At 39.6% G+C, this 11,837-nt stretch carries 11 protein-coding genes, 1 pseudogene and 1 other annotated feature; of the genes and pseudogenes, 1 reads left to right on the top strand and 11 read right to left on the bottom strand.

The window, feature by feature from the left end; translation table 11 throughout:
- Positions 1-396 (top strand): annotated as a pseudogene (locus ACO6FI_RS12335) (transglycosylase domain-containing protein); the annotation flags it as partial.
- A gap of 56 nt (positions 397-452) precedes the next feature.
- Here the strand turns inward: ACO6FI_RS12335 and ACO6FI_RS12330 are convergent.
- The 11 genes from ACO6FI_RS12330 to ACO6FI_RS12280 all read right to left on the bottom strand — a co-directional run bounded on the left by ACO6FI_RS12330 (position 453) and on the right by ACO6FI_RS12280 (position 11,732).
- Entirely contained in the window at positions 453-1,241 is a 789-nt protein-coding gene (locus ACO6FI_RS12330; RefSeq protein WP_485457596.1) for an ABC transporter ATP-binding protein, read from the bottom strand.
- Positions 1,228-2,127 (bottom strand): ABC transporter permease, encoded by a 900-nt coding sequence (locus tag ACO6FI_RS12325; protein ID WP_485457595.1) that lies wholly within the window; start codon positions 2,125-2,127, stop codon positions 1,228-1,230. The genes ACO6FI_RS12330 and ACO6FI_RS12325 overlap by 14 nt, the downstream gene beginning before the upstream one ends.
- A gap of 8 nt (positions 2,128-2,135) precedes the next feature.
- The gene (locus ACO6FI_RS12320) at positions 2,136-3,209 is read right to left on the bottom strand and encodes an ABC transporter substrate-binding protein (protein ID WP_485457594.1); all 1,074 of its coding nucleotides are present in this window, start codon (positions 3,207-3,209) and stop codon (positions 2,136-2,138) included.
- Positions 3,210-3,284: 75 nt separating this feature from the next.
- Positions 3,285-3,511 (bottom strand) — a binding site (T-box leader).
- A gap of 48 nt (positions 3,512-3,559) precedes the next feature.
- A complete protein-coding gene (locus ACO6FI_RS12315) occupies positions 3,560-4,909 on the bottom strand; it encodes an MATE family efflux transporter (RefSeq protein WP_485457593.1) in 1,350 nt (449 codons plus the stop codon).
- 3 nt (positions 4,910-4,912) lie between these two features.
- Complete coding sequence (locus ACO6FI_RS12310) at positions 4,913-6,193, bottom strand: O-antigen polymerase (protein WP_485457592.1); 1,281 nt, start codon at positions 6,191-6,193, stop codon at positions 4,913-4,915.
- Entirely contained in the window at positions 6,187-7,911 is a 1,725-nt protein-coding gene (gene ptsP / locus ACO6FI_RS12305; protein ID WP_485457591.1) for a phosphoenolpyruvate--protein phosphotransferase, read from the bottom strand. The genes ACO6FI_RS12310 and ptsP overlap by 7 nt, the downstream gene beginning before the upstream one ends.
- Positions 7,912-7,924: 13 nt before the next feature.
- The gene (locus tag ACO6FI_RS12300) at positions 7,925-8,194 is read right to left on the bottom strand and encodes an HPr family phosphocarrier protein (RefSeq protein WP_009446915.1); all 270 of its coding nucleotides are present in this window, start codon (positions 8,192-8,194) and stop codon (positions 7,925-7,927) included.
- Between the two features lie 12 nt (positions 8,195-8,206).
- Positions 8,207-9,514, bottom strand: coding sequence for a CdaR family protein (locus ACO6FI_RS12295; protein ID WP_485457590.1), 1,308 nt, complete (start codon positions 9,512-9,514; stop codon positions 8,207-8,209).
- The gene (cdaA, locus tag ACO6FI_RS12290; RefSeq protein WP_485457589.1) at positions 9,498-10,370 is read right to left on the bottom strand and encodes a diadenylate cyclase CdaA; all 873 of its coding nucleotides are present in this window, start codon (positions 10,368-10,370) and stop codon (positions 9,498-9,500) included. The genes ACO6FI_RS12295 and cdaA overlap by 17 nt, the downstream gene beginning before the upstream one ends.
- A complete protein-coding gene (locus ACO6FI_RS12285) occupies positions 10,367-11,323 on the bottom strand; it encodes an ABC transporter permease (protein WP_485457588.1) in 957 nt (318 codons plus the stop codon). The genes cdaA and ACO6FI_RS12285 overlap by 4 nt, the downstream gene beginning before the upstream one ends.
- A gap of 1 nt (position 11,324) precedes the next feature.
- Positions 11,325-11,732: a hypothetical protein gene (locus tag ACO6FI_RS12280; RefSeq protein ID WP_485457587.1), complete on the bottom strand. Its 408-nt coding sequence runs from the start codon at positions 11,730-11,732 to the stop codon at positions 11,325-11,327.
- Positions 11,733-11,837 lie beyond the last annotated feature (105 nt).

Below are 11,837 nucleotides of genomic sequence, written 5' to 3'. Positions count from 1 at the left end.
GAAGGTGCCACTGACAATCAGGATGTCGGCGTGGCTCCGAACGCTAACCACCCTGTAGTCACGCCAAGGCAAAAAAATAATGTTTCTGTCGGTGTAGCACCCGGTAGTGACACTGCCGGAGCAAATCAGTCTCCAAGCCCTGTTATAACTCCAAGCAAACCGGACAAAAAGAATAAGAAAAAGCAGCCGTCAGATATAGTCACTCCTGAGACCACCGCTCCGGCACATATAAAATCAACTCCTCCTACAAAGAGTGATGATGATTCGGATGTACTGCACGGTCCGGGAGTATCTGCTCCGAAAAATGACGAACCTCATACGAGCCCCGGACCTTCGGGCTCAACCGAAGGTCCCGGAGGTCAGGCATCGCCTATACTTGTAGGACCGGGAGAATAAAATAAAGGACCGATGCTTCATACAGTCATGTATGAGACATCAGTCCTTTTTATATATTAACCAAGTATCATCTTATCGCTCAGCACCGCATCGGTTTCCGAATACAACTTCATCACATCTGCGATTGTCATATTCTTTCTCATATCTCCCTCCAATACGGTCAGTATTTTACCGCTGTTCATAACTATAGTTTTATTACCGAAATCCAGCGCATCCCTGATATTATGTGTAATCATCAGTGTTGTAATATGATTTTCTGTAACAATCCTGTTTGTTATCTCCATTATCTTCTTACTGGTCTTCGGATCAAGTGCCGCAGTATGCTCATCAAGTAAAAGCAACTCCGGAGTTTCCATAGTCGCCATCAAAAGTGTCAGCGCCTGTCTTTGTCCTCCGCTTAATCCTCCAACTTCATTCTTTAACCTGTATTCAAGCCCTATACCAAGCTTTGCACAGACAGATTTGAAATACTCTCTGTCACTTTTTCTTACACCGAATCCGAATCTTATCTTCTTTCCGCGGCTGTAGGCAAGTCCCATATTCTCCTCAATAGTCATATGTGGAGCCGTACCCTTTAGCGGATCCTGATATAATCTTCCTATAAACCTTGCTCTTTTATGCTCCTTCATATAGGTAATATCTTGTCCGTTATTATATATCCTGCCGCTCTCCACCTCTATATTACCTGAAACGGCATTTAACATAGTGGACTTTCCGGCTCCGTTGCTGCCGATAACCGTAGCAAAATCGCCGTCATTTAATGTAAGACTCAGATCACACAGTGCTTTCTTTTCATTTACCGTATCCTTATTGAATATAACATTGATATTTTTAATTTCCAGCATGTATCTTCCTCCATCTAAGCAATATAGGCTTTATCAAAGGTATACTGATTGCAAGCACTACTATCACAGCCGAGAAGAGCTTCAGATATATTGCAGGCAAGCCAAGGCTGAATGCAATTGCAAGCATTATACGATATATTATCGCGCCTATTACCACCGCAATAAGGTGCCTTAACATACCTCTCTTACCTATAACGGTTTCGCCTATTATAATACTTGCAAGTCCCAGCACAAGCATTCCGGTTCCCACACCATGTGTAGCCGTCATATTGTACTGTGCGTATATTGCACCTGAAAGCCCTACCTGTATATTGCAAAGTGCAAATCCCAAAACTTTCATAGCATCGGTATTTATACTTGAACTTCTGACCATAGCCTCATTATCACCTGTAGCACGAAGTGACAGGCCTATCTGTGTCATCAAAAACAATTTGAGTACTGTCACCAATACCGCCACTATTATCAAAAGCAATATCAGTTTTCCTATATCCACACCTGCAAGAAAGAACTTGCCCTCAAAAGGAGTAAATATCGTCTTCTCGCCATAGAAGAAAACACTCGGCTTATCACCCATTACAAAAAGATTTATGGAATACAATCCTGTCATGGTCAATATTCCGGCAAGTATAGCATGTATTTTCAATTTTGTATTAAGTATACCTGTAACAATGCCTGCAAGCATTCCTCCAAGTACTCCCATTATAATTCCCATAAGCGGATTCTTAGCTACGGACCATACCGCACTGTATGCAAGCCCTGTAACAAAGCTTCCGTCTACCGTAAGATCCGGCAAATCCAAAATCCTAAAAGTTATGAACAGTCCCAATGATAATATTGCAAATATCAGTCCTAATTCAATACTTCCCAGTAATGTTGATAATGTCATTTTTTCTCCTACTTATTTGATTTGATTTCAACAAACTTCTTATCATTCTTGATACTGTCAGGTATCTCTATACCGAGCGCCTTAGCAGTATCTGTATTTACATATATGAAAAGATCATCTTTGAACACCTTTACAGGTATTTCATTTACAGGCTTACCCTTAAGTACTTCATCCACCATCTTTGCCGTTTCTTTTCCGAGATCTGTATAGTCAATACCTACTGTAGCAAGACCTCCGTCCATTACCATTGAATCTGCACCTACATATACAGGTTTCTTAGCCTTGATTGCCTCTGATGTAAGTATAGGCATTGCCTCGGCTACCGTATTGTCATTTGAAACAAATATCATATCAACTTTCTCAAAAAGTGATGCTGCCGCTGTCTGAAGGTCCGCACTTGTTGAGATACTTACTGTCTGAAGTTCAAGATTTTTCTCCTTTGTATACTTCTCAAGTAAACCTAAGTTGGTTACAGAGTTATCCTCTCCCGGATTGTAGATAAATCCTACTTTCTTTACATCAGGAGTAATTTGCAGTGCAAGGTCCATTATCTTATCTATCTGTACCGCATCGCTTGTACCTGTCATTCCCTTGTCAGGTGCATTCATATCTGTAAGCACACCTGCCCCTATAGGATCTGTTACCGCGGAGAATACTACAGGTGTTGTTTTTGTAAGGCTCATTGCTCCCTGTGCTACAGGTGTTGCAATAGTTACCACTACATCCTGCTTATCTCCTTCAAATCCCTGTACAATACTTGTGATATTTGCCATATCTCCCTGTGCATTTTGGAATGTAATCTTTGCGTTCTCACCGTCCACATAACCGAGTTCCTTTAATTCATCTCTGAATGAATTGTATATTATATCAAGTGACTTATGCTCTACAAGCTGTATTACACCTATTTTTTTCATGTCCTTGTTTGTATCCGCAGCCGCACTCTCTGTTTTAGATGATTCTGTAGCCGAACTCTCCGATACAGCAGCATTATCACTGCTCTGTGTTACTACAGACTTAGGTGTACAACCTGCCATAAGTACTGCACCAATTGCGATAATTCCAAGTTTCTTTATTAAATTCATTTCTCCTCCTTAGGCATCTGATATTGGAGTAAATTTACCGACAGTGACTTATGCACTAAAAAAGGCCTTGTCATCCCAAAGGACAAGCAAAGCCTGCGATACCACCTTCATTAGTAAAAATACTCTCTCTACAAAAATGCCGACACATTTTCTGCCCAGTAACGGGAGCACCCGTCTTAGCTACTTGTTTCCTTTCACCTCGCCCTCATGGGTCCATATTAAAATCGTCATCACTATCGGTTCTCAGCACCTCCGACTCTCTGTAAGTAACTAATTTCTTTTCTCCCAATCAACGGTTTTATTACTTTATACTTTAAAATTTAAAAATTGTCAATATTATACAATGAAATTTATGCATTTATCTTTTTAAAGAACCTTACAATAAGAGGCATTACAATAACAAACGAAATCACATCCGCCACAGGCTGAGCCAGCTGTATTCCATATATTCCAAAGAACCTCGGAAGTACGGCAACCATCGGTATAAAGGTAATTCCGCTTCTTAAAAAAGATGCTATTGACGAAGCGAGGTTTTCACCTGCCCCCTGAAACATCATACTTGCGGCCAATGTAATAGGTGATATAAACAAAACTATACATTGTGCTCTAAGTGCAAAAGTTCCTACACTTATAACATCCGCATCATCTCTGAAAAGCCCTATTATATGACCTGAAAAAATAAGTGAAAGCACACTTAAAACTCCAAGGATTATCATACTTAGCCCACAGCAAAATACAAACGCCCTCTTTACACGCTTAAACTTCTTTGCACCGTAGTTGAAAGCCGATACCGGCTGAAACCCCTGTGATATACCGAGCGCGATGGCAAATATGAAATTACAAACCCTGCTTACAATACTCATTGCGGCGATGGCCGCATCACCGTAAGGCATTGACATATAATTAAGCACCATTGTAGACACACTCATCATTCCCTGTCTGATAAGACTTGGTAAGCCTGTATACAATATATTTAGAATATCCTTTATATCCCATGAAACCGCCGAAAACCTAAGCCTTGATACCGTCCTGTCTCCTCCAAACATGGAAAGCAAAACAAAAAAGCTTATAACCTGTGAAACCGCAGTAGATATGCCCGCTCCCAAAGTACCCATATTGAGTCCGAATATAAATATCGGATCACCTATAATATTCAATACACCTCCAAGAGTAAGCCCCACCATTGCAAGAGCTGCCTTACCCTCATATCTGAGAACATTATTTAACACACAGCTTCCGGTCATAAAAGGAGCTGACAAAAGTATACATATGCCATAAGATTTTGCGTAAGGCATTATAGTGTCCGTACTGCCCATTATCCTAAGCAGCGGCTCCATAAATATTATACCTATAATCATTATAAGCACACCTAGAAACAGTGACATGAAAAATCCTGTAGATGCAAACTTGATGGCCTCATCTCCCTGCTTATTTCCAAGCTTTCTGGATATATTTGAACCGCATCCGTGGCCGCACATAAATCCAAGCGCCTGATTTATAGTCATAAGAGAAAAAACTATACCAATAGCGGCGGAAGCACTTGTTCCAAGCTTTCCTACAAAGAATGTATCCGCCATATTATAGATATTAGTGACAAGCATGCTTATTATAGTAGGCACACTTAGTCGCAAGATGAGCTTCTCCACGGAAGTCTCAGTCATTTCCTTATATTGTCTGTCCAAAACGCTCATATTGTCCATAACTTACCTACCCTTTTGTTCACAAATAAAAAATATAATCGCCGTTACAATAAAATAAAACCATGTAGCGGGATTTGAAAACCAAGTGGTAAAAAACGACAACGCCAGATATACAAACCACTGTGCATATATCATATAAAAAACGGCGTGCTTTGCACTCCTTATCCACTTTTCGAAGAAAAAGCTTACCGCTCCGAGTATGGCTGAAAATACTCCCACACCGATTATACCGAAATCATAAAAAGCGTCATAAAACAATGTCACCGTAGTAAGCTCGGTCTTATTTACAAAGATAGGAAAATCAACAAGCTTAGGGTATATGAACTTGAGTCCTGAAAGAGCCCAAAGCGGGAAAAGCCCCTTAAGTCCGAAGCTGTGCTTGGGCAATTCCTTAATCAAAGTATCAAGATTATCATAATTGTTTGCAATATAGATATATGGCTGAGTAATAAAAATAGGCAGATTGTATTTCATCTCAAAGATGCCGTCAAGATACTCCACATTGTGGCTCCTTGCAACTGTTAAAAGCAGATATACCGGTACAATAATCAGTACAACCGCTATAAAATAAAGAGGTTTTATCTTATCTCTTTTTAAAATAAGCAAGGTTACAAAGGCCATCAGTACCGCAAACATAAACTGAAACCTTGAAACACAGAGTATAGGTATCAGCATAGCAACAATATTTGCAAACACAAGGAATACCCATTTTACAGCATTTAACTCCTTCTCCTCACTTAGATATATTATGCTGAGTGAAGGCACAAGAATACAGCTCACCGTAAAATAATGTACTCCCGAGACATGAAAGTATGAATACGCATGAGGTACTCCCCTTAAGAAAAAAGGTATAAATCCAAGTTTTATAGCCTCTATGTTAAATGCAACTACGGAAATCATTGCAAGCATCACTATACATATATACAGCCTGTTTTCATTACTCTTTTCAATGACTCTTGCTTCCTTATTTTTATAAGGATTTCCAAGATATCTCTCCAGCCATTCAAACATCATATAAAAGCATCCGAAAGCCAGACAAAGACAAATCCATGTCGTATTACTCCAAGGTTTTGCCAAATGTGACAGTTTTATTGCTGAAAGTCCCTCTCCTCCTACAAATGCAAATGAAAATATTCCTCGAAGGTTCACTAAAGACTTTGAATATCTGCATTCCTTTATATAAAGATATAGTGCCACTATAATCTGAACAATCCCGGACAGGGCGTATAGCCCCGTCCGGGAAAGTAAATAAGCCAAAAGACTGCCTATAAGATATATTAACATCCAAACTCCTCTGATATTTTTTTCAAATAATCTTTTATTTCACTCTCACATCCCATCTCAAGCACCTTATCAACCTTAGCTCTTAAGTCCTTACTGTCACAAAGTGAAACTATCTGTCTTGACTTTAATATACTTGAGGCGGACATGGAGAACTCATCAAGACCCCAAGCTAAAAGCACAGGTACAAGTAAAGGATCGGCTGCAGCTTCTCCGCACATACCTACCATAATTCCGGCCTTTTTGCCCTCTGTGATGACTCTGTTGATACTTCTCAGTACTGCAGGTGAGAATGCCGAATACAGATTGGCAACTTTTACATTACCTCTGTCCACAGACATTGTGTACTGAATCAAATCATTTGTACCGATGCTGAAGAAATCCACCTCTTTGGCAAAGAGATCTGCAAGCAATGAAGCCGCAGCGGTCTCAACCATTATACCTACTTCAATATCCTTATTGTATGTAATATTCTTCTCATCAAGTTCAGCCTTTATATTCTTTATAAGAGCTTTAGCCTCTCTTATTTCATCCATTGATGTGATAAGCGGCAACATTATCTTTATATTTCCGAAAGCACTTGCACGAAGTAATGCTCGAAGCTGAGGTATATAGATATCATCCTTTCTGTCAAGACAAAGTCTTATGGCGCGGTATCCGAGGAAAGGGTTTTCGTCCTGTGCAATGCCCATATATGGAATTTCCTTGTCTCCACCTATATCAAGAGTTCTGATGATTACAGGCTTTCCTTCCATAGCTGTAGCTACCTGCTTATAGCTTTCAAACTGCTCCTCTTCAGTAGGCATACAGTCTCTGTCCATAAATAAAAACTCGGTTCTGAAAAGTCCTATACCCTCTCCGCCGTTTTCTATTACCTTCTTGACATCATCAGGGCTGCCGATATTTCCTACTATCTCCACCTGTTTACCGTCTTTGGATACACTTGGCAGTGTCAAATATTTCTTCAGAAGTTTCTTAGCTTCATCATATTTTTTCTTCTTATCTCTATACTCGCTCTTCTCGGACTCGGTAGGAAGTATAATGACCTCACCGCTCTCACCGTCAAGTACAATTTCACTGCCGTCTTCAATATCCTCCGGCAAATCAGACAATCCTACTACGGCAGGTATCTCAAGCGCCCTTGCAAGTATTGCGGAATGTGATGTCTTTCCGCCGAACTCCGTCACAATACCAAGTACATTCTCAGGATTAAGCCCGGCAGTCATAGACGGTGTAAGATCCTTGGCTACCAGAATACTTCCGTGCGGAAGTGTTGAAAGGTCGCTGCTTTCAATTCCCATAATCTTCTTAATGAGTCTGTCCTTTATATCTCTCATATCTGCCGCTCTTTGTTGCATAAGCTCATCATCCATTGAAGCAAATACAGCCGCATATTGATTGCATACCTCTTCCACTGCATACTCTGCACAGATCTTTTCATTCTTTATAAGATTTACCATCTCATCAATAAGCATAGGGTCAGACATCAGCATCATATGTCCAACCAAAATCTCAGCTTCCTTTGCTGAAGCATTCTTCTCAAGCGACCTTGACATTTCCTCAGTCTCGGCCTTGGTAAGTTCCAAAATTTCTGTAAAGTTGGTCACTTCGGCCTCAATATCTGAAACAGTTCTTTTTACAACCTCAAAACTCTGCTCTTTGACTACTTTTGCAATACCGATGCCTATACCCTCGGCTGCTACTACACCATAAATCTTCATCGTAAACCTCTACTTACTTTACTTCGCCAAAACCGGAATTTATCAAATTCCTTAATGCTTCCATTGCTTCCTTCTCATCTTTTCCCTCACATGTAATAGTGATTACATCACCACATTTCACACATGTGGCAAGTACACTAAGTACACTTTTAGCGTTTGCCGTAGCATCTTTAAATATAATATTTATTTTTGAATCATATTTCAATGCCTCTTTACACAAACTGCCTGCCGGTCGCAAATGCAAACCGCTTGGATTTATCACCTTCAACTCTTCTGAAACCATGCAAAATCCTCCCTAATTTTCAGCAGATGATGCAGTCTCCGTGCTGCCTTGTTCCGCTGCTGTTGTTGTTTCATCCTTTTCATTTTTTTCACTTGTATGATTTCCTATAATCACTTCAAAAGGAGTGTATGAATCCACACTCAGCCCTGTAGCAGGCTCAAACTTAAGGCTACCCGTATTGCTTCCTGAATTCATCTCGCTTACATCCAGTGTCGCCTTAAGATCTTCATTGGTCACAGACTCAAGATTTGCACTGAGTCCCGATACCACCACTGTAATCTTTTCAGGAACAATATTTGGCACCACACCCGGCTTGGCTCCCACTATATTCAAATCGTTTACAGTCAGAGTAAGAGACTTCTTATCAAGCGCCTCCACCTTTAATGTTACATTCACTTTGGTATCTCCCACGGCCGTAACATTTGACGGAAGAAAATCTTTTATATCAATAGTCAATGTCACATCACCTGTTGCGCCCTCAACACTCAGTGCACTTGCAGGAACTGTTATGGAATCAAGTCCCTCAAGCACTTCAGGTTGACCTCTTACTTGTATAGACTTTGTAGTGCTTTCCGCTCCTGTGAACTTATAACCCTGTGCGGCAGTTCCGCCTACATCAAAATTCAGCGCAAGCGTCCTTCCGTTCAACATAACAAGGCTGTATCCTACATTGTCAAAGCTCTTGCTGACTCTGCTGTCCGATATAACGAACGCATTGCCGTTGGCATCAAAATATTTAAGTTCGGCTCTTCCGCTCTCATCACTGTCAAGACCTGATACATCTATTTCCACACCTATTTGACTGATCTGACCGATTACCGATACCGGACCTGTAACAACCACATTGGTCTTGTCAAGTTTTACCTCTCCTACGGAAAACCCGTCTGAAGGAGTGCCGGTAATCTTCGTGGTAAGTGTGAACTCCTTCCTTTGAAGGTCCTCGATACTTACCCTGACAATACTCGGTTTTGACGCCACCGCACCGATTATCAGGTCCTTATTATTGACCACCTCTACCGCAATCGGTACGGCACCCGTTATATCATACATATCTCCAAGGTCTATAGACGCATTAAAGTCTGAGGCCGCTATCCTGCTTTGGTCTCTGCTTCGAACCTCATAGCTTACCGTTACCGAATTAGCTCCCATCAGTGAATATGTCTTACCGGCATCTGTGATAATATTTGCATTTACCACATTCAAAGGTACACTTATGTTCCTTGTCACTATAGGATTTGACACATTTACCACAATAATCCATACCAAAAATGCCACAGCCAAAGAGCTAATTTTCAAAACAAGATTATTTGTCTTTATCATTACCTCTCCCTTTCAACAGCTTCGACAATAAAGAGACCTTCTTATCTTCCTTCCTGTCTTCCAATAAAACAGAAAGTTCTTTCTTAAGCTCCTCACCGTCATTTACCTTTATCAAGTTACCGCCAATCGCCACAGATACCCTTCCGGTCTCCTCGGATACAACTATTGTAACTGAATCCGAAACCTCACTTATACCTATAGCCGCTCTATGTCTGGTTCCAAGATCCTTGCTTATCCTCATATTCTCTGACAGAGGGAGATAGCAAGTAGCTGAAACTATAGTATTACCACGTATCAGTACCGCACCGTCATGTAGCGGAGTGTTGTGCTCAAATATATTTATAAGAAGCTGGCTTGATACTATACCGTTTATTAAGATACCTGTATTTTCTATATAAGCCAGATTCTCATTTCTCTCAATCACTATCAAAGCACCGGTCTTAGGTTTTGACATGGTAAAGGCCGCATTTATAAGTTCATCAACCGTACGCTCACTTATACCGTCATCGCTTGACTTACTGTCAAAGGCGAGGATATTCATTATATTCTTATTTCCAAGCTGCTCAAGAGCCTTTCTAAGCTCCGGAGCAAATATTATAATAAGTGCAGTAACCGCAATGGTCGCAATCCTTCCCATTATCCACAGTATAACATCAAAATGTAATATATATGACGCTATGGTAAAACCTACTATAATCAGCAAGCCCTTAAGCAATGTCCATGCCCTGGTCTTAGTAATCCACGCCATTATTTCATATACAATGTATGCAATAATAAGTATTTCAATTACATTTAAAAATTCAATATGTGGAAAATATGAAAGTCCATCACGCATCAAACTCGTGATTATGTTCATTCACTACCCCCATTATTCTTGTTCTTCTTCTTTGTACTGAACGACTGTACCTTTTTGTCCGCGGCTGTAATAGTAATCTTCGGTATAGCCTTGACAAAATAATAATAATCATCATCCTCAAACCTGGCATACTCGGTCCTTGTATAATCTACAGAAAATACAAAGAAGTTGTAGATATATGCAAAAATCACAGATATTACAAGTCCTATTATAAACTCCAAAAGAGGAAGCGATATATCAAAAATAAAATCTCCTGCAAAAATACTTACCAAAAGAGTGATGGTACCTGCAGCAATTGCAATCTGCCACGCATAATCTATATTTTGATTATGTACCATATATACTATAAATGTAGCAAGTGCAAATGCAATCAAAAACAAAAGTAAAGTCTTGTTGGAAAAAATACCGTTGATTGCCTGTGTATATCTCTGTGCAATATCCACAGATTGAGTGTTTGTAAGCAGTCCGATATTTTGCTTTGCAAACAGGCAGGTAAAATAAATAAGCACTCCCGCCAAAATAGGTATAATACTTACCGCACTTCCCATAAGTCCCACTACAAGCGGAATTACATACGGTATCTTAATTGCAAAAAATATCGGAACAAGGATCAAAAGCACGCTGTCTTTCTTGCCGAAACTATAATATAGTAAGATTGTCAGTATAAATATTATTCCCACAATCAGTGCCAACTCAAACGATGCCGTGAACAAGTGTATCAAGAGAAATATCGCCACTATAACCACACCTGCCATATACGGCAAAAAAGCGCCTATTACCGATAAAACTATCGGTATATGTATCACGGCAAGCTTAGTCTGATACCCCAGATTCATATTGATAAGCATCATAGCTGTAAACAATATTATATATTTAATTCCTTTATCTATTATCGAATAATATTTCGCATAAAAACTCTTTAAGATGTTTCTGAACACATATAGCTGTAGCATTCTAACCTCCGTTATTTGGCAACTTCTCTTTATTGTCAAACTTTTTTTCAAAATAATTCAATCTGTCATTATATATCTTCAAGTCTTTCTGTGCCTCGTCATATTTTTTTGAAAAAAATCTATATGTAATCATCTCAAATGTAAGCAGCCCCAATATATATATCAAAATATATATAACCGAAAGCAATCCTATAGGATTAGCACTTGACATCAGACCCTCTAAATTATAAAGGACGGCCAAAACAACTATAAGAGCAAAACAGATAGTATAAACAAAAAAAGACCTAAGCATATGTTTACCCACATAGTCTTCTCTGAAATAATTATCAATCTCAAACATCTGCTCGCCCTTTCGTTTTTTCAATAATGCTAATTCAGTCATCTGTCTTATTTTCTCTTCGTTTAGCATACCTTCTCCCACTAAAAACTAATTAAAACATTTTTATCATTATATCATATCTATGTTTGCATAGCAAATATAGTAAAAAACCGTGCACAAATGTACACGGCTTTT

Source organism: Lachnoanaerobaculum sp. (assembly GCF_057250505.1).
Note: the sequence above shows the minus strand (reverse complement) of the source record. Positions and strands in the feature narration are given on the sequence as shown.